The following is a 20,325-nucleotide window of genomic DNA, read 5'->3' as shown; positions in this document are numbered from 1 at the left end:
CGTTCAGTTCCTGACTACCCTTCGGACTCAGAAACCATCCTGGATTTCTTCGAGGTAGATGGCTTGTTGCTTCGGTGAGTACTGGAGATGTTCGATGAAGGTGCTGTCTAGATAGGAACCGCAGCCACTCATCGGGATACGCAACTCTGCGTCGGCCGGCGTCGTAACCCAGGCCGGCCTAGTAAATTACGGCCGTTGGTTCTTGAATGATCTATGGTGGGCCAGATTGGCGACAGCCTAGTTCGATGCACCAATCCAAAGGCTGCCCCCCCGGAATTCCCTCGTTCTGATGTAGAGTTTGCTCAGCCTTGAAGGGGCCGCTTTATCGCCGCGCAGATAATCGGGACAATCAAAAAAACAGGAGCCGAGAAGCCTACTGCGGAACTCAGGTTAAGCAGGGCGGGCGGTACGGTTGAGTAATTTCAGAGCTCCGCGCTCGGCGCACTTGTCCAAAACAAGACCCGCAGGTTCTCTCTATAAGTGAGAGACGCTCGGGGAGCGGGTCACAGTGAAGAACTTCTACTTTTGCGGCACTCCGGTTCGATTGTAGCTGGTTACAACATCCCATGTGATTTCCTGCATGAGGCGGCCTGCTTCCAAACCAGGACCGGCAGCAGGGGAGCCGTCAGCCTTACGTAAAGTATGGGACAAACCAACCGGTGATTTTTGATAGAGGACGGCATAATGAGTCAGGGCGATAAGATAGGTACCGTAATCGTTCAAATGGATGTCATCGGAAAATAGATCTTTGCGACTGGTGATGGTGCCGATGCCTCCACGACTTTCGACCTCTCGGACAAATTTTGCCATGACCTGACCGGCTGGAATTATGTATACGGGCGCGGGGCGTTCTTCGTAAGCCAGAGCATGCCGTAGAATGTCCTTTTCCCAATAGCGCTCTAAATCTTTGTCGAGCCGCTCCAGCCAGCCTTCTTCATCGTCCAGAGAATGCCATGTCTCATAAAAATAGATGCGCATCTCCGGATTGGACTGCCGACCAAGCTGCACCCATTCATGCAAGTATTTTGCACTATCGAAATACTTGATGGCATCCCGAATCTCGACCATCTCGGTCAGGACTAAAGCGTTGTAGTCTCCAGAGGAGATGGCATCTTTGGCATCGGCATAACCGGATGGTGCATCCCGCAACTCAAATCCGTTAATGGGCTCTTTCGGTTCCCAATGGGCCTTCAAGGGCGTGCCCCAGCCCAATTGACTGCTGTAATTGTGCTCGCCTCCTGCCAATTGCATTAGCATTTCGGGCATATCGGGACCAACAAGGCTGTGTCCCAGATGAAAGACGTTCAATGGGCCCAGCGGGGCAGGGATCGGAGTTGTGTACAAAGCGTCGAAAGATGCTATCTCTATCGGCTTGGTGAAGCCAAACCGCATCGTACCAAAAATGGCGGCAATGGCGATTAAAGCAAAAGCTGGAATATAGCGTTTGATCATCGGTGAAGTCCGCTGTTCTGTAACATGGTAACCGACGTTTCAACAAGGCTGGCATATGCAAAGATGTGGCTTCCGAGGATGCAAGACTTGCTCTCGATATTCAGCCTTTCTGCCGGTTCGACAGCTTTCAGAATGACAGGGGCATTTTGCCGCAAAGGCAACGAAAGTTCCAGCGCATCAAAGCCAATGACTTCGCCGGTAATCGGGTATAGAGCCTTGTAAATACTCTCTTTCACGCAAAAGATTTGCCTTGCAATATACCCACACCGCTCCGGAGGCTGGGCGCCCAACCATGTCCGCTCAGACGGAGTGCAGATGACTTCCTCCAGATCGGGGCTCAAAGGTGCGTTCGGCTCGATATCGATACCGATGCTGTGTTTGGAACCACTATGTGCTACAATTGCGATACAGATGTCATCGCAATGGGTGATGGAACCGACCAGCCCGTCAGGCCAGACCGGACTGCGGTCAGCAGCCATCGGAATGGCTGCCGGAGAATGATCTAACTCGCTCATCGCCTGCCGAGCCGCGGCGCGCCCCGAGGTGAATTCCAATTGTCGCTTTTGCACGGCGTGCGCTATCGCGTTTTTTTCTTCTGGCAACAGCATCTCACCTGAGGATTTGGGATCTGTCACCCCGATTCCAACATCCGGCCCGAGCATCTGGCGAAGCTCGGCCTTTACCACCGAAAACCTGCTCATGCAGACCGGCGGCGCGCCCGCATTTCGCGGCGGCGCGCCATTGCATCGCTGCGGCTGCTGGCTTTGTTGGGTGAGGGCTGAGCGGGAGTGGCCTCCGTAGGTTTAGAACCTGTTTTCTGCTCCACCGTCTCAGTCAGCGCCGCCAGAGTTGGGAAGCGGAAGATGTCCGTAATGCTGAGGCCCGGCACATTCAGATATTTGCGAATTTCACGATGCGCCTGCACGGCCAACAGGGAATGCCCGCCCAGATCAAAGAAATTATCACGCCCCGCGATGTCGGTAACTCCCAGGATTTGTGACCAGATAGCCGCGATTTTCTGAGCAACAGATCCGCCAAGCACAGGTTTGGCCGAGATGGCTGAGGCACGCGGCATCGGCACCGCAGGCGCTGGCAGGGCCTTACGATCCAACTTCCGGTTTGGTGTCAGCTGAAAACTGTCCAAAGTTACGAAATGTGCCGGCACCATGTAATCGGGTAGGTGTGCTGACAGCGCCTCGCGCAACGCTTGTTCATCCACGGGTTGATCAACGGTCATATATGCTGCCAACTGAACCAGATTAGGTGTGTCTTCCCGCGCAATGACAGCCGACTGCCGCACCCCGGCCTGCATATCCAGCAGGCTTTCAATTTCACCCAGCTCGATGCGGTAACCACGTAGCTTAATCTGATGATCCGCCCGACCCAGGAAATCGAGCTGCCCATTTGTACGCCAGCGCACCAAATCTCCGGTCCGGTAGAGCCGTGCGTCCGGAGCATCTGAAAACGGATTGGGGGCGAAGCGCTCGGCTGTAAGGTCCTCGCGCTGCCAATAGCCTCGGGTGACACCGGCACCGCCGACATACAGCTCTCCGGTCACGCCGATGGCGACGGGTTTTCTGTCATCGTCCAGCACATAGACTTGCGTATTGGCAATCGGGGTTCCAATATTCACCACGCCCTCCGCGGCGGTTGCGGTTTTGGTGGTCGACCAGATTGTTGTTTCCGTGGGCCCGTACATGTTTTCGATATGCGCCGGGGACAGCTTGTTGATCTGCTTGACCAGCGAGCCGGGCAGGGCCTCGCCACCGATCATCATGTGTTTGACCTTAGACAGGGCAAACCGCGCCTCGTCGTTCATCAGGATCATCTGAGCCATGCTCGGGGTGCATTGCAGATGACTGACCTTGTGGCGGATGATCTGGGCGGCAATGGAATAGTCATTCTCGGCCAGCTCTACATCCTGATTGGACAGGCGCAGAACCTCGGCCAGAGGTTTCAGCCCCTCCATCACCTCATTGACCGAGATGCCGTAGTCAATCAGGCAGGCAATTTCGTCGACCCCGATGCGTTTTAGTTCTTCAACCCGGTTCAGGCAATCCTCGACGGTGCCGAACAGGCCGGAATCCTCGAAATAGCGCTGGAAGGCAAAATCGAGGATGCCTTCCAGTTCCTCGTCAGACAAGCTGCCCAGATCCAGCTGGAACGGGTTCGACACACCTTTGGGTTTCTTGAAGGCGGGGAAGGCCCAAGCATATTGCTTGATCAGCCCGGCTGCCGAGCGCAGGTAGTCCTTCATCGGCGCGCGCGCGACCTGGCGCACTTCTTCGCGATCTTGACCCACATATGTGTGCAGCATCAAGGTGACTTTGTGATCGTTCGGATCGTGCCCCGCTTCGCGCAGGGCAGTGTGGTAGATGCCGATCTTGTTGGCGACCTCCTGCATGCTCTGGCCCAGCAAGTGGGTCAGCACATTGGCACCGATGGCTCCGGCCTCGCGCCAGGTATCCGGATTGCCCGCAGTGGTGACCCATACAGGTAATTTTTTTGATACCGGGCGCGGCTGCGTGACCACACCATGCATATCCCCGGACTTGGTAGGGAACTCCACCGTTTCACCGGCCCAGAGCTGACGTAGAGTGCTGATCGCTTCGAGCATCGCGGGCTTGTTTTCGGGCGGCGTATTCTCGGGCCGTAAAACGAAATCATCGGGCTGCCAGCCAGAAGCGATGGCAAGACCCGCGCGCCCGTTGGTCAGGTTGTCGATCACCGCCCATTCTTCTGCAATACGCGCGGTGTGATGCAGTGGGGCAACGCAGCTGCCGGCACGCACACCTATATTCTCGGTCACGGCAGCGACGGCTGCGCCCGTTACGGATGGGTTGGGGTAGGGACCGCCAAAGGCGTGGAAATGACGCTCGGGCGTCCAGACGGCGCAGAACCCATTCTGATCTCCAAACTTCGCGCCCTCAAGCAGTAGCTTGTACTTGTCGCGCCCAAGGCCATCGTCGTTACCCCAATAGAATAGGCTGAACTCCATACTTTTCCCGGTGATGGACTTTCCGGGTGTCGCTTCGCCTGCGACCAAAGCGCGGTTTTCGTCGTCGCTAAGGACGATCTTGAACCCGCGCGCCAGGGTCCAGAACAATTCTAGCACCGAGATGTCGAAGGACAGGCTGGTCACCGCCAGCCAGACGCCGGCCGGATCGTGGCTGATGCGGTCGTCCATGCCGGTGAAGAAGTTCGACACGTTGCGGTGTTCGACCATGACCCCCTTGGGGCGTCCGGTCGAACCGGAGGTGTAGATCATATAGGCGAGGTTGGCCGCATTCACCCCGCTGTTGACATTGCCAATCGCTGCCGCTCCCAGCCGTGGGTCCGTATCTAGCAACAGGGCTTGCGCACCATGATCCTGCAAGCCCGTTGCCAGAGTGGATTCCGTCAGAACTACCTTTGCGCCGCTGTCTTCAAGATACAGAGCGGTCCGTTCCGCAGGATAGGCCGGGTCCATCGGGACATAGGCACCACCCGCCTTCAGGATACCCAGCGCTCCGATCAAAAGCAGCGGAGAGCGTTTGACGTGCAGCCCCACCAGAGTGTCAGGCCCCACGCCCTTCTCACGCAGGACATGCGCGACCTGGTTGGCCAAGGCATTTAGCTCGGAGTAAGAGAAACTGAGGTTTTCAAAGACCAGGGCAGGCGCATCCGGAGTGCGTTCAACCTGTGCTTCGAAATGCTGATGAACGCAGGTGCTTTCGTCATACGCGACGGATGTATTGTTCCAGTCCTGCAGGATTTGCGCACGTTCCGTCTTGGGCAGAATGGAAAGTTCAGCAATCGGCAGGCTTGTATTAGCCGGATTAGTGAGCGCAACAAAGAGGCTCTCCAATCTGGCGGCAAACAGGTGTAGAGCGGCTTCGGAGACATGTCCGCCATCGGCAAACAAAACAGCCTTTCCACAGGATATGGCCAAGGTCAGGCTGGTGCCCGAGATGAGTCCTGCAGACGTATCGTCTGACAGTCCGATCACGGGTGTTTTTACCGGGGTCGCGCCAGGCAACCTGGCCGGAAGATCGCAGGCAAAGGGGCCCAGCTGTTGGGCTCGGGCGATGGTCTGGTCAAAGCTGTTTTGCGCGTCTAAAAACGCCTGTTCAGCCGCAAAACGTACCGGCACCCAACTGTTGAGATAGGGCGTTGCAGCACTCATGTTCAGCGCCAGATCAAGAGTGGCGGTATCTCCTAGACGCATCATGAGGGCCGCCAGAGCCGATTTGGCTGTGCGATCTTCAAGGTTTTCGGGAACATGCAGCACCTGTGACCGGGGGGCTCCCGAGGGGGCAAAGGCCTCAACCAAGGGTATTGCAACGGACTGCAACGCCTCAAGACGAATACGCCATTCCGACTCGGCTGACAGCGCGTCAGCGGTTGCCTGATTGATCGAAGCTGCCTGTTCTGCGGACAGGATGGGCAGGGCGCTGCCGCCATTCAAAATACCATCGGTAGGCAGGCGCGCGCCCAGACCGTTACGTAGATCGCTGATCTCAATGGCGCCATCACTGGTTGCGACGGTCACCGTCTCAGAGGTACTTGCAAGAATGGTGCCGGGCTCAGCATCCGTCTGCTGATCGCTTACCGTGGCTGACCCGACCAGCCAGACCCGACCGTCACGTTCAACTTTCGGGCGACAAAGCGGATTCCAATAGTCCCCGTGATCCAGCGCACGGACCAAAGCGGTCAGTTCGCTGGCGGATTTTGAGAAATCTAACCGCGCTGCCGCTTCGGGGCGGTCGTTCTTTGCGAAATAGCTGCGCTGTGACAAATCTTGTGGGGCAGGGGGCTGATCCGTCTCAAGCGCGTGAATGACATCGGTGAAGCTATCGATAGCCGCGCCATAGCACTTGGTGTTCAGGGTCAGAGCGGTCTCAGAGTCGTTGATATAAAACAGTTTTTGGGCGACGATATCGCCCTCATCCACACCACCCGAGATCATGTGCCAAGTGATCCCATGTTGCGTCTCACCGTTCAGAATTGCCCAGACCGGCGCATTCAGTCCCGCATAGCGCGGTAGCGGACCGTCATGGAAATTGACGGCACCCTTCCGCGCTTTGCCCAAAAGCGCCTGCGGCAACAGATCAAGGTTTGCTATACTGAAAAGGTAGTCAAACGCCACCCCTTCGATCTGGCGTGGCAAATCACGTCCGGATGTATGGAGAGGCAGAGAATGAGAATTAGCCCAAGCTTCCACGTCCGGATTGCGCGTTGCCACACCCTGAATGCTGTGCCCCGCTTCCAGCAGCATTTCCCCGCATTGAATGACAAGGGATTCATGGCCGATAAGAAATGTGCTGAAAGGCATTTTACTCTCCAATAACAGGCTTGGGCGCGGTGTCCTGCTTTCTTTTAGGTGATGGTGCGCGAAAGCAGGCGGACAGGTCATGCCAAGCTAGGGTGCGCAAAAAATAAGGTGGAACACCACTGCGCTTGCGCGCGATAAGACAGCGCAGCCAGTGGAGAAAACCACCTGCCAAATGTACGCATGTAGCGCAGGCGGCATAAAATGCTCCGTGGTTCTTAACGAAATAACGCAGACGGGAGTCAAACCAGTAAGTAGGTACCCGGTTCCAGTTTTTCATGCCGGTTGAGACGGAGCCGATATGCATGACTTCGCTGGGCCGCACGTAATCAGTGCGATAGCCCGCCAGTGCGGCACGTCTGCACAGGTCGGTTTCCTCGAAATAAAGGAAGAATTCTTCGTCAAAGAGGCCGATCTCATTCAGAATGCTTTGGCGCGTCATCAGGCTGGCCCCGGCTAGCCAGTCGACAGGGCTTGTGTCGGCTGGGATGGGAATGGGCACGATCCGGTTTTTGAACAATCGGGTAAGAGGGCCAAAGTTGATACTACTTTCGAACTCGCTGGCGATCGAAGGAAATCGGAAGCTGGTCAGATGTGGATCACCGTCTTCGCCGTGGATATAACTTCCCACGAAACCCGCCTCTGGCGTGGCTTCAAGATGCTCCACCAACAGGCGTATGGCATCCGGTGCCGGAAAGGCATCTGAGTTTAGGATGTAGACGTAGTCGGGCCGCGTGCCATCGTGCAGCCCCGTTCGGATCCCCAGATTATTTCCCGCGCCAAAACCGCCGTTGTGACCAGATTGGATGATCCGAACGCGGTTGTCCTTATCCCAACCCTGATTCTGAACATGGACTGAGATGGCCTCGAAGGAGCCATCCTGTGAATCGTTGTCCACAACAATGATCTCGCCAGCGATACCACTCATTGCCAGCCTTGCGGCCTCGACTGATCGCAGGGTCATGTCCGGCGTCTTGTAATTCAGGATGACCGTTAGGAGTTTGGGAACAGATATGGTCATTCCGCCGCCTCCTGCAGGATAGGGCGTGGGTGCACAATTTGACGTTCGGCGTTTTCCAAGCAGGTTTTCATTTGTGCCGCCAGCACGCGCACATTGGGCTCTAGCACCATCGAGTCATGATCGCCGGGCACCTCGAACACTTTGATATTGGGTGCCCATTTTGTCCAGTCGTTATCGTGTGTGATATAATACCGGTCATGATGAACTAGCCGACCCGGGGCAACTTCCCATTTCCCGATCCCTTGCGGACGGAAAAGTGCCAGGGGACCACTCCAAGGATGTAGCGGGTAGCTGACGACGCTTTCGAGAAAGGCCGCCTCGATTTCAGCATCATGAAACTGCTGACCTGCGTTGGACATCGTATTCTGAGGCCGCCGCTTCTGAAACTCCCAGGTGATCCGGTTTCTGGCCCATTGGATTAGATAGTTCACACCTTTGTCGCGCAACTCCAGCCACTGGATCATCAGACGATCCCGTCTGCTCAAGGGCCGCCGTACCGGTAAGGGCGTGTCAAGCATGACCAGCGCCGCAATCTCTTCTCCCGCTTCGGTCAGCTGCCGTGCGATCTCGTAAGCCGTGATACCGCCACCCGAGAAGCCACCCAGCATATACGGCCCTGTGGGCTGCACCTGCCGCATTTCGGCGATGTAATCTTTGGCGGCCTCACGCAGATCGCGATGGGGTTCCTCATCGCCATAAAGTCCGCGCGCCTGCAGGCCATAGAAGGGCCGGTCTGTGCCCACCAGATGCGCCAGATGGCGCAGGTTTAACACGTTGCCGAACATGCCTGCCACTAGAAAGAATGGTGTCTTTGGTCCACCTTCACCGGAATGCATCGGCACCAGATGGGTGAAGCGGCGTTCCGGCGTGGCTGGGGCTGCTGCAGGCGAGTCTCCCTCACCTCCATCTTTCGGCACACCGCGGGCGGCGATCAGGTCGGCGCATTTACGGATGGTCGGCGCCTCGAACAGGACCGAGATTGGGAAGTCCACGTTATAGGTTTTACGGATCTGCGCGAACAGACGCACCGCGATCAGAGAGTGTCCGCCGAGATCGAAGAAGCTGTCTTCGACGCCGATCTCGTCTACGCCCAACAGCTCTTGCCAGAACCCGGCCAAGCGCCGTTCAATGTCATTTTCTGGCGCAACATAATCAGAGTCCAACTCGGGCCGCTGGAACTTCTGGTCCGAGCTTTCCGTAGATGCCCCGCTGTCAGCAGCCTGCGCAATCAGCCCGTCCAGATCCAACGAGGACAGGATAATCTGCGACTGTCCGCTGGAGAGCGCCTTGAAGAACAGGCTGGGTCCTTCTACCGCCGGGATACCCTGAGATAGGTTATGACGCAGACGTTCCTCGGCCGGGGACAAGGGCGCCGGGGTATCGACCCCAGAGGTGGCCGCAGGGGCGCTTTCGGTGAAGGCGAAGTCCACCGCATCCTCCATCCGGCGGATCAAGAAGCCTTCAACCTCGATGCAGATCGTCCCATCCGGAGCGGCGATGGTGATATCGAAGCTGGCGGTTTTGCCTTCGGCCCGGTTGTCGCCCGCGTTGCGGACCCAACTGACGATCTGCGCGGGCAGCGGGGCAAACACGCGCACGGATCGGTAAGAGACCGGCACCCACAGGTGTGAGGCCCGATATCCCGCAATCAATTCCATCGCCCAGCCTGTGGCCAGATCCATCAGGGCAGGGTGCAGGCGATAGCCTGCCTCCATATCCGTCTGCAGGCCCTCGGGCAGCGCCAGATGAGCGAGACCTTCATCCTGCCCCAGCGCGGTCGAGGTCAGTACCCGCCAGCGCGGGCCGAAATTCAGATGCGCCTCCTGTGGGGATCGCAGACGCCCTGCACCCTCGGCCTGATGGGCCGGGCCGCAGCGGGCCGCGATGGCGGCTACGTCTAACGGCGCAGGCGTGATCAGGGGCAGCAGGGACAGGCTGGCTTGGGCGTTGAGCTCAAATGCGTCATCCGACCCGCTCTCGACCGTCAGATCATAGCCGACATCGCTGCGTGGCAGGCGAAGTCGGACCTGCTGATCTTCACTGTCCGGCACCGCGAGGGGCCGCAGGAAATACAGGTCACGAATCTCAAATGGGCCGATTTCGCCTTGCACCCGCAGCGCCTCCGAGGCCAGCTCCAGATAGCCGGTGCCGGGAACCAGAGCATGGCCGGCCTTGGTCCGGTGATCATTAAGGAACCAGCGATCATGGGCATTGTAGCTCGCACTCAGCAAGCAATTGCCCGCCCCATCGAAGCTCGCTTGATCCAGCATCGGCACATCGGCCGAAGTCACAGGCGCGGGCTCAATGGATCCGGTTCGGGCCTCCATCGCGTCTGCTGCCATGCCGACATCAGTCCAGATGCCCCAGTTGACGGACAGAACCTGCGTTTTGCCGCCCGAGCGCGCGCGCGCGAAGGCGTTCAGATAATCATTGGCGGCAACGTAATCGACCTGACCCACAGGCGCTGTCGCGGTCGAAGTGGACGAGAAAAGAACCAGCCAATCTAGCGATCCATCTGGGAATATCTGGTCGATGACCTGTGTGCCGTGGATCTTGGGTGTAAACACATCCTCGATCTCCATCATGGTCTTGGTCATGATCGGCGCGTCATCGATCAGGCCAGCTGCATGGATCACGCCGTTGATCTGGCCGAATTCCTGTGTTGCGCGATCAACGCACTGGCGCATCTCTTCAACATTGCTGACATCGACCGACATCGGCAGGATTGTCCCGCCAGCAGCTTCCAGTTTTTCGATGGCGCGGATACGGCGAGCGGTCTTGTTCTGCGGGGCCGAGTTGCTCAGGACGTTTTCCCACTGCTCGCGCGGCGGCAGTTCACCGCGCGCGAGCAGGACAATATTGGCATTCACATTGGAAATCAGCGCTTCGGCCAATGTCAGGCCAATGCCACCAAAACCGCCGGTGATCAGATAGGTGCCGCCGTCGCGCAATGGCAGGTCATCCTGAGAGGGCTCTGCCAGCGCTTGCGGGCGATAGCCCTGTTCAAACCGCTTGCCCGCGCGGATCGCCGCTGTGAACGAGGTGGGCGGGGCCAGAAGATCTTCAAGAACCTGATCCGTGAGGCCGTCAGGCAGGGCAGGGGCACGGCGTTTGCCCATACTTTGCGGCAGGTCGATATCCAGCAGCGCACAGGTCAGCGCGGGGAATTCGCGCGGGATCACGCGGGTCGGGCCGGTGACAGTTGCTTTCTCAGGGTAGGGCAGGGCCTCGTCCCGGACCTGCAATGCGCCCGAGCTGAGGACATGGAGGTGCAGAGGCATCGGCAGGTCTTCATCGCCGATGGCCTGCGCCAGGAAGAACAGGCTGTAAAAGCCCTGCTCAAGATTGCGGTGAAAGAAGCTGCCGCCGGGGCGAAAGGTTTCGGCCTGCGTCAGTAGCCAGCCATGAACGATCCGGGTCGGAATACGCTCCTGCGCGACCAGATCGCGGATCAGCGCGTCATAGCTTTCGCGCCCGCGTTCCGGAGCCAGTTGATAGTGATCCTCGTCGATACGGGCAAAGGCATCGCCCGGTGTAACTGTGATCACCTTGTGACCCGCTTGTTTCAGGCGCTCGGTCAGCTTGCTGCACAGCCCGGCCTCATCCGCAAAGATCAGCCAGCTTTCCTGCGGCGCATCTGACAGGTCCCCGGTGACATCGACATCGCAGGCCGCGTATTTTGGCGTCCAAGCCACGCGGTAACCCCAGTCAGTCGTGTCTTCGGTCCGCATCAGCCACTGGTCGGCCGTTCCCGTTTGCGTTTCTCCGGGTTCGATGAAATAGGGCGAGCGCTGGAAAGCATAGGTGGGCAGAGGCACCCGGTTGCGGCGGGCCTCACCCCAGATCTGTTTCCAGTCGAATGTGCCACCCAAAGCCCAGATACGGCCCAGCATGGCCATGAAATAGGCATCGTCAGCCACTTCATCGTTCGGGTGGCGCAGGCTGCTGATCACCTGGTTGGCATCTACCTTGTCATGCTGCCCGGTCAGTGAGGCCAGCGCCTTGCCCGGGCCAACCTCGATAAAGATACGCTCGGGGTTCTCGGACAGCGTGGTGATGCAATCGGCAAAATGAACAGTGTTGCGCAGATGACCAACCCAGTATTCGGGATCCGTGGCCTCAGCCTCGGTGATCCAGTTGCCACTGCGGTTCGAGGGGAAGGGTATCTGTGGGGCCAGCAAGTCAATCGAGCGCAGATAGTCGCCAAATTCCTTCAGAATAGACTCCAGCATCCGCGAATGCGCCGCGATATCAATCGGGATACGCTGGCAGTCTACGCCCTGATTGCGCAGGCGTTTTTCCAGATCGTCCAGTGCCGCCTGAGGCCCGGTTGCAACGCTCAGGCTCGGGGCGTTGACGGCACCCAGATCGAGGTCATCCCCCAGAAGCAGTCTCAGATCGTCCGCGGGCAAGGGGACGCTTAGCATCCCGCCAGCGGGAACCGTATCGAACAGACGCCCGCGCAGATGCACCAGACCGATGCAATCCTCGAACGACATAACACCAGCCACACAAGCGGCGGTGTTTTCACCCATCGAATGGCCGACCAATGCGGCGGGGCTCACGCCCCATTCCATCCAAAGCTGCGCCAGCGCATATTCGGTGATCATGATCAGCGGCAACTGCACCGAAGGCGTTTTCAACTGCTCATCCGCGGCCTCTTCCTGGCCCGGTTCGGGCAGCCAGATCGCGCGGATGTCGTAGTCGAGTTTGGCTTGCAGAATATCCAACCCGCGGTCCATCCAGTCGGCAAAGACCGGCTCGGTCTCATAAAGGTCCCGCGCCATACCCGCATATTGCGCGCCGCCGCCGGGGAACATGAAGACATGCTCCGGCGCGTCTGAGATCACCGAATGCGTGAACACCCGACGAGGATCGTTTTCCTCCAGAATGGCCGCAGCCTCTTCATGGGTTTCAGCGACAATCACACGCCGCTTTTCAAACCCGCGACGTCCGTTTTTTAGTGTCCAGGCGACATCGGCCAAATTCTGATCGGGGTTGGCGCGCAGATGTTCGACCAACGCTGCGCTGTTTGCATCCAACGCCTTTTTGCCCCGCGCCGAAACCGTGAGGATTTGAAACGGCCAATCCGAAGGCTCGGACGCGGCACGTTCGGGCGCTTCCTCCAGAATGGCATGCGCATTGGTTCCACCAACACCCAGAGAATTGACCCCAGCGCGACGCGGCCCCTTGTGCGAGACCCAATCGGTCAGGGTATCATTCACCCGGAACGGGCTGTTCTCGAAATCAATCGCCGGGTTGGGCTTCTCAAACCCAAGGCTGGGCGGGATCTGCTTGTGGTGCAAAGCCAGCGAGGTTTTGATCAGGCTCGCAACGCCGGCAGCGGTATCCAGATGGCCGATATTGGTTTTGACCGAACCCAACCGGCAAAACCCTGTCTCCTGCGTGGTTTCCGAAAACGCCTGCGTCAGCGCGGCCACTTCGATCGGGTCACCCAGATAGGTGCCGGTACCGTGGCATTCGATGTAATCCACCGTATCGGCACTCACATCGGCCATCACATGGGCCTCGGATATCGCGGCAGCCTGACCATCAACGGACGGTGCCAGATACCCGGCCTTGGCCGCGCCGTCATTGTTGATGGCGGTACCCCGGATCACGCCCCAGATGTGATCGCCGTCTTCGATAGCGTCGGACAGGCGACGCAGGATGACAGCACCAGCGCCCGAGCCAAACACCGTACCTTGCGCACGATGATCAAAGGCGTGGCAATGGCCATCCGGTGAAAGAACCTCGCCCTCTTTATAAACATAACCCCTATTATGAGGGAATTCGATTGTGACACCTCCAGCGATCGCCATATCGCACTCACCGGTCAACAAAGCCTGCGTCGCGTAATGGGCCGCAACCAGTGAGGTCGAGCACGCGGTCTGCACATTCACACTCGGCCCCTTAAGGTCGAGGATATGGCTCAGCCGGGTCGACAGGAAATCCTTGTCATTACCAGTATGTCGCAGCAGGAACATGCCCACATCGTCGACCAGATCCGGGTTCGAACAGACGTTGAAATAGAAATAACTGCCCATCCCGCAACCGGCGAAGACACCAATGGGCCCGGGAAATTTTTCAGGCGGATGGCCCGCATTTTCCAGCGCCTCCCAAGCAACCTCCAGAAACTGGCGGTGCTGCGGATCCATGATGGCCGCTTCTTTGGGAGACAGACCGAAGAACTCGGCATCAAACTCCTCAAAGCGGTTCAGCGGGGCAGCAAACGGCACATAGTCCGGTCGCTCAAGCAGATGCGGAGTTTCGCCGCTTGCAAGGAGCTGTTCCCTGCTGAGTTGGTGGATAGATTCCACCCCCTCGCGCAGGTTGGACCAATAAATTTCAATCGACGACGCGCCGGGCAAATGCGCAGCAATGCCAACGATTGCGATGTCGCCGTCCCTGGCAGAAGTATTCACTGTTGAACCATCCATAAATAAACTAATCTGAGTTTAAGGGGTGCCACTAGGATTGCCAAACGAAACAGATGATTTCACGATGATTGTTTGAAGGCGGCAAGACTATCCCAAAGAGCTCTGTATTTTTGACGTCAAAAGCTGGCAAAAAGAAGTTAATTCCCTGTCTTTTTAGAGTAGTTTAATAGAAATTCAGGCGCACGCTTCACGGTAATGCAGTTCAGAAATGACGAAGGATTGCATGCAGACGGCACGGGGTGATCAAGAACAATGCGCCCAAAATGGTGGTATTTAATCATACTGGGGATACAATCCTAACGCGACTAATGGCCCTCGGCTGCGTAGCTATTGACGATATTCCACACCAGCTCCTGCATCCATTTGGCCTGCTCGCGAGACGGGGGGGCGTCCTGTCCCAGATTATACGGAAGACCCCTTGGATCACGCCCGTAGATCACAGCATAATGCGCAAGGGTAATCAGATAATTGCCGTTAGAATTGAAGTGGATATCATCTTTGAAGACATCCTTGATGCTGGTCATTCCCGGGGCACGGCCTGCTTTGATCTCATCAAAAAGTGCAGCAACAATCAATGGTCCAGGAATGAGCTGCATTTTCGGCGAGCCTGCGGGGCGATTGGCATTCACATATGTAGAGATCTTCTCCCACATTGCCATTTCAGTCATTAAACGGTCCCGGAATGGAGCAAGCCCTTGGGGAACTGTTCCATCATCATCTACGCCTGTGAGCTCTGTCCAGGATGCATACAATATTGTTTCCGCGCCACGGCCGTTATTGCCGTTTTTCCAGGCGTGGTTGAACCATTTCAGAGTGACTTTCTCTGAATCCAGATATTTCATCGCACCTTCGAGAGGGACGCGCTCAGTGGTAACAAGGAGATCATAGTTTCCTATTTCTGACCTTGCGTCAGCTTTTGAACCCCCGGGTTTGTGCTCCCATCGCGCCTGCATCGGGCTACCTGGTATCGTGGAACGATCAATAACCACGCCAAATTTACCTTGTGCACGCACCATCTTTTTCAACAGCTTTGGGATTGGGTCGGTAAGACTATGACCCGACTGCACGATGCGTGTGTTGAAGGGACGCTCCTGTAGGCCAATGGAAGCTTGTGCATCGCACGAATTCACTGACGCAAGCAGAGCGCTACACGCAACTACAAAGCTGGCCAGACTATTTTGACTTATGAATAGAACCCGCATTCTTAATCGTTTCCAACATCAACAATAAAAACCCTATTGAGGACAAAAATTCCCTAGGTTCCGCAATCCTTATTGGCGTCCAAGGAAGGACAACATACACCGTCCAATTATGCAACAATGATGCCAGTATAAACCCAATCGCCAACCCCAGAGAGGCTATGGGCAGACCGGTCATGTCTATTAATTTTGCAGAGAAGGGGCTGCGGCTTGCAATAATCGGAAGAACGCCACCATAGATGAAAACCCCCGCTATAAACACATGGTCTGCGAGATACCCGAACGAGTTGTGGATATTGAATTCACCCTGCACATTCACGACCTGAACCGCATCCGGCGTTTCAAAATCCAAGATGCGCTGCCCCCAGCTGATCTCCTCACCAAAGCACAGAAAGAACCCCAGGCAGAGTATGACATGAAGGATCTTTTTCCGGCGCTCAGGGAGCTTAGTGACCAGATAGCCAGATAGAAACGAGCAAATCAGGAAAACAAAAGCGGTCGTATATTCTATCAGCCCGTCCTCTTCCATGACGCTGGTCTGATAAGCCCCTGGAAAGAAACCCGCGATAGCAACCAAAACGAGGATGAGCACAAACATACTGCTCATGACGATCAGCGAAGTATTGGGCAGGCGCAGATCAAGCGGGGTTGAAAGCTGATGGTAGGAAATCCGATTGACCACACGGCTTTCCGAAAGCTGGGGCCAGAACACCCAAGTTGCAATCAGGGCTACAGAGGTTCCGAGAACTAGGAAACGCGCGATGAACACTTCAAGCTGCGCAATGCTTCTGACTGATTCAATCTCTGACAAAAGGCTGGTTTTCAGCGGCCCCAACCAAATAAAAAAATTCGGCGTCAATATAAGGCCTAACCCGAAAGCGAGTACTCCGGTGAACAAAATATATGAAGGTCGCGACATCAATAACCTTTGTACCCAAGACAGTTTCATGACAAATTTTTGATAATTTATGACAGCGGGGACTTTCAGAGCAATACCTCAGGCCAGCCCGGGCTCTGCAACCGCCAGATGGCACGGTGATCCGTCAACAAAGATGATCGAATCGTCTATCTGTTTCCTGCAACAAATGCAGGCACTAAAGGTGCGGTCAGTTCTAGTGCTGAATAAAGTCGTATTGTGTGACAATTACCAATCTTCGTTAGGGTCAGGAGCCATTGCTTTAAGGAATTCAGCGAGATCCATCGTTTTAAAAGCGATGACATGAGCGATCTTTTCTGGCTGGATGACGAGCAGATGGTTCGTCTGGAGCCCTATTCCCTAAGTTCCACGGCCAGCCGCGCCTAATGCGTACGGGCCGCACAAGACACTTTACAACAGTTGAGGGCGATGGGGAGACAAATGGGTCTTTGTGCAGATCGCGGCAAGTCTACCCGCCGAACACGGCGAAGAAAAGGCCGTGATCATTGATGTAATTTACCTCAAGGCCGGCCAGACAGCGACCAGCATAGTCGCGAAAAAGAGAGTGTGGACACCTAGTAGGTCGAACTAAGTTTGGGATGAATACCAAGCCGCGTGAGGCATGCGGCAGTTAAGGGCGACCAGTAAGCTTATTTGTCACCCTTAGCTCAGATCAGAGATTGCATCGGAACACGTGCATTACTGAGTGGCTTACCAGATGTCGGATGGCTACTCGAGGACCGCGCCTGACTCAGATTGGTTCTGAGAGGTGTTGAAAGACAAAGTTGTTTGCGCCTAAATCTTTAGTTGAAAACAGCGGAAGACATCAGTCGAGTGCGATAGGCGCCGATACAAACAGCGCAACCGCATCGAGATCATGTTCGGAAGCTTCAAGGATTGGTGGCGGGCGGCAACGTGATAAGATAGATGTTCAAAGGTATTTTTATCTGCAATCGCTCTCGTAGCCACCGTCTTGTTCTGGCCATGAAACAAGCAGGAGATTAAGGTTTGTATGGAGTCTGAATTCTAGGGCTAAAAAGCGGTTCTTAAATGTGAAAAGTGATTATGTTGCAGTGCTTTATGATTATCGCAATAATAAGGAGCTGTCCAAATATGGCAGCATTTTGAATGTAAAAATTCATCTAACCCAATCATAGAGTAATATTTCGAAGCAAGAGTATCCAGAATGCGTGTAGGTTATCTGATAAACCAATACCCCAAAGGTAGTCATACCTTTATTCGGAGAGAAATTTCCGCACTGGAACGTAGGGGGGTGGAGGTCTCTCGGTTTGCTCTGAGAGGTTGGGATGCAGAAGTAACGAATCCTCAGGATCAGTCTGAGAAGAAAAAGACCCGTTACACGCTTTCTGAAGGCATCCTGCCTTTGTTGTTCTGTTTATTCAGGTGCGCTGCTCGTTTTCCTTGCTCGTTTCAAACTGCTTTCAGGGCTACTATTTTGATGTCGCGTAATTCTGTACGCCCATGGCCTTACCATCTGATTTATTTGGCGCATGCCTGTCGTATTCGGCTCTGGTTGGAAGAAAACCCAGTTTCGCATATTCATGCACATTTCGGGACTAATCCAGCAGAAGTAGCAATGCTTGTACATTTTCTGGGCGGCGGCGAATATAGCTTCACCATTCACGGGATGGATGAGGCTGACAATGCAAAACGACTAGGTTTCGATCATAAGGTTGCTCATGCCAAGTTTGTTGTAACCATAAGCGCATACACGCGCAGTCAATTGATGCGACACGTGGCACCGAAGCACTGGCCGAAGATAAAAGTGGTTCACTGTGGATTGCCGCCTGAAGCGTTTGAAAAACCTACGCATGACGTCCCGGCTTCATCGACCCGCTTCTTGTGCATTGGCCGCCTGAGTCCGGAAAAGGGCCACCTGATCCTTTTAGAAGCCTTTGCGAAGCTTCTGCACGACCATGAGGATATCCAGTTGGTTCTGGCTGGAGACGGGCCCATGCGTGGCGAAATAGAAGACCGAGTTAGTACGCTTGGAATTGCCAAATCTGTACAGTTCACAGGCTGGATTTCTTCTGAAGAGGTGAAGGAAGAGATAGCGGCCTGCCATACCCTAGTTCAGCCCAGCTTCATTGAAGGTCTTCCCGTTGTCATCATGGAAGCTATGGCGCAGGGCCGCCCGGTTATATCTACCTATATAGCAGGGATTCCGGAACTGGTCCTGCCTGGCGAAACTGGATGGCTTATTCCTGCGGGCGACGTGGACACTTTGCTGGAGGCGTTGCGTGAGGCCATAGCGGCACCACAATCAGTGCGAGATCGTATGGGAGAAAAAGCACGATGCAGGGTGAAGCTTCGACATAATATTGAGTCCGAGGCAGCCAAACTGCAGCTTCTGTTTGCGAGTTAAATTGGGGCTATGGGTATCTTGAAGGAAACGTTGGTTCGGGTTCTGAGCTCTGAGCTGCCCTATAAAATTTTGCGATCGCGTGCCTTACTTGGTAGCCCGATAACTATTCTCTGCTATCACACACTGGGCCCAGATCACGATAAAACAGATGCCTGGACCGTCTTGCGTGTGTCGGATTTCCGCAGACAGGTTGAGTATCTGCGTACCCGCTATGACATTGTCAGTCTTGATGAGGCTCTGAATTCACCCAAATCGAGGGGACGGCCCCGCGTGGTTCTGACATTCGATGATGGAGATGTGGGGCTATTCGACTGTCTTCTGCCAATTGTTGAAGCTGAAAATCTACCTGTAACGGTTTATATTGCGACTGCTCAAATCGAAAATGGTCAAGTTTATTGGTTTGATCGTATTATGAACGTTCTGCAGAATCCCGGGCAGACCATCATTGATCTGACAGATGATGGATTAAGGCGTTGGGTCATCGGACCCGAAACAGGTATCGTCCGTTGGCTGCTCATTTCGGATATTCTTGAGACCTTGAAAACTGTCTCACCAGCACAGCGCGAAATTTTGACTCAAAAAATTGCCCTTCAAGCGGGGGCCGTTCAGTCCGGCTGCGCGCCCCTAGTGCCGCTGAGTTTGAATCAGTTGCAGGCTCTGGCCGCCAATCCGTGGGTGACAATTGGGTCGCATAGCCATTGTCATAATCTGCTCGACCAGATCCCTTTTTGTGAGGCGCGCGAAAGTATCTTGCGGTCTCGCTCACTGTTGGAAACCTGGACACATCGGGAAATCTGTCACTTTGCATATCCGAACGGGAATCAAAGCGCGCTGCTGCGTGTGGCAATCGAACAAATGAATTTCAACTCCGCAGCAATACTCGGCATGGAGTTGGCATCAGACAATGCGGATAAATTCGCACTACCTCGAATAGCGATTGGGCGATATGATAGTTTGCCCCGTTTCAAGTTGAGGATTGCCGGAATCTGAGTGTAGCGGTTCTCTGGTAGGGAGCCGATAGGCCCTAACTTGTCATAATTCCGCTTATGGCATGTGTGATCCTCGCCGTTTTCTGCCTATTACCCCTCCGATTGGGTTTGCCGGATTGAACTGCAAAGTTTTTTAAAACAATTCAGTTATAGATGGCGGATCTAAACACTCACGGAGCAGCGGTTTCCAAACCACTGTGAGACTCGACGAAAGGTTCAGGTGCAAAAAAATAGGGCGTTTTGCGCCCACTGTAAGCTCGGCGCTTTTCCGCCAAGACACAATTTTGCCGCAACTGAGCCTCGTTGAAGTCGATAAATGGAAACAATAACCGCACTGAAGCGGAATTAGTGGAGAACGGGCAGTATCATGAGCTTATATGCGGAATACTTCACATTGGAATCTCAGATTGATCGTCTAGGCCTGATCGATTTCTCCACTGCTCCAAGCCTGAAAAGTACAGCCTCTGAATTGAACACCTATCGCAGCAACGGATCACTGTGGGACGGTGGCCCGTCGGATGATTTTGCCGCGCGCTATACTGGTAATCTGAATGTCACCGAGGGTGGCAGCTATACGCTTTACCTGACCTCTGATGATGGCTCGGCGCTCT

The 20,325-nt window shown here is 55.3% G+C and carries 10 protein-coding genes and 1 pseudogene; 4 read left to right on the top strand and 7 right to left on the bottom strand.

The window, feature by feature from the left end:
- Positions 1-519 precede the first annotated feature (519 nt).
- The 7 genes from AC2FIB_RS20420 to AC2FIB_RS20390 form a co-directional block, all read right to left on the bottom strand.
- Complete coding sequence (locus AC2FIB_RS20420; RefSeq protein WP_496737371.1) at positions 520-1,452, bottom strand: hypothetical protein; 933 nt, start codon at positions 1,450-1,452, stop codon at positions 520-522.
- Positions 1,449-2,153, bottom strand: coding sequence for a 4'-phosphopantetheinyl transferase family protein (locus AC2FIB_RS20415; protein WP_496737369.1), 705 nt, complete (start codon positions 2,151-2,153; stop codon positions 1,449-1,451). Before AC2FIB_RS20415 ends, AC2FIB_RS20420 begins: the two co-directional genes overlap by 4 nt.
- On the bottom strand, positions 2,150-6,766 hold the full coding sequence (locus AC2FIB_RS20410; RefSeq protein WP_496737367.1) for a MupA/Atu3671 family FMN-dependent luciferase-like monooxygenase: 4,617 nt from the start codon (positions 6,764-6,766) through the stop codon (positions 2,150-2,152). The genes AC2FIB_RS20415 and AC2FIB_RS20410 overlap by 4 nt, the downstream gene beginning before the upstream one ends.
- A 1-nt stretch (position 6,767) precedes the next feature.
- Complete coding sequence (locus AC2FIB_RS20405) at positions 6,768-7,784, bottom strand: glycosyltransferase family 2 protein (RefSeq protein ID WP_496737365.1); 1,017 nt, start codon at positions 7,782-7,784, stop codon at positions 6,768-6,770.
- Entirely contained in the window at positions 7,781-14,224 is a 6,444-nt protein-coding gene (locus AC2FIB_RS20400; protein ID WP_496737364.1) for a type I polyketide synthase, read from the bottom strand. Before AC2FIB_RS20400 ends, AC2FIB_RS20405 begins: the two co-directional genes overlap by 4 nt.
- A gap of 305 nt (positions 14,225-14,529) precedes the next feature.
- Positions 14,530-15,426 (bottom strand): hypothetical protein, encoded by an 897-nt coding sequence (locus AC2FIB_RS20395; protein WP_496737362.1) that lies wholly within the window; start codon positions 15,424-15,426, stop codon positions 14,530-14,532.
- Positions 15,398-16,342 carry a hypothetical protein gene (locus AC2FIB_RS20390; RefSeq protein ID WP_496737361.1) on the bottom strand — a complete coding sequence of 315 codons (945 nt, stop codon included), beginning with the start codon at positions 16,340-16,342 and terminating at the stop codon, positions 15,398-15,400. The genes AC2FIB_RS20395 and AC2FIB_RS20390 overlap by 29 nt, the downstream gene beginning before the upstream one ends.
- 300 nt (positions 16,343-16,642) lie before the next feature.
- On the opposite strand from AC2FIB_RS20390, the pseudogene AC2FIB_RS20385 reads away from it, so the two are divergent.
- From AC2FIB_RS20385 to AC2FIB_RS20370, 4 genes and pseudogenes are all read left to right on the top strand, one after another.
- Positions 16,643-17,327: pseudogene (locus AC2FIB_RS20385) on the top strand (IS5 family transposase).
- A 198-nt stretch (positions 17,328-17,525) separates the two neighbouring features.
- The gene (locus AC2FIB_RS20380) at positions 17,526-18,725 is read left to right on the top strand and encodes a glycosyltransferase family 4 protein (protein WP_496737359.1); all 1,200 of its coding nucleotides are present in this window, start codon (positions 17,526-17,528) and stop codon (positions 18,723-18,725) included.
- A 270-nt stretch (positions 18,726-18,995) separates the two neighbouring features.
- Complete coding sequence (locus AC2FIB_RS20375; protein WP_496737357.1) at positions 18,996-19,715, top strand: polysaccharide deacetylase family protein; 720 nt, start codon at positions 18,996-18,998, stop codon at positions 19,713-19,715.
- Between the two features lie 366 nt (positions 19,716-20,081).
- Positions 20,082-20,325: PA14 domain-containing protein (locus AC2FIB_RS20370; protein WP_496737356.1), on the top strand; the 244-nt coding region annotated here is incomplete at its 3' end.

Source organism: Ruegeria sp. YTSA072 (assembly GCF_059610285.1).
The sequence above is the reverse complement of the archived record's forward strand: the minus strand, read 5'-3'. Positions and strand labels throughout refer to the sequence as shown.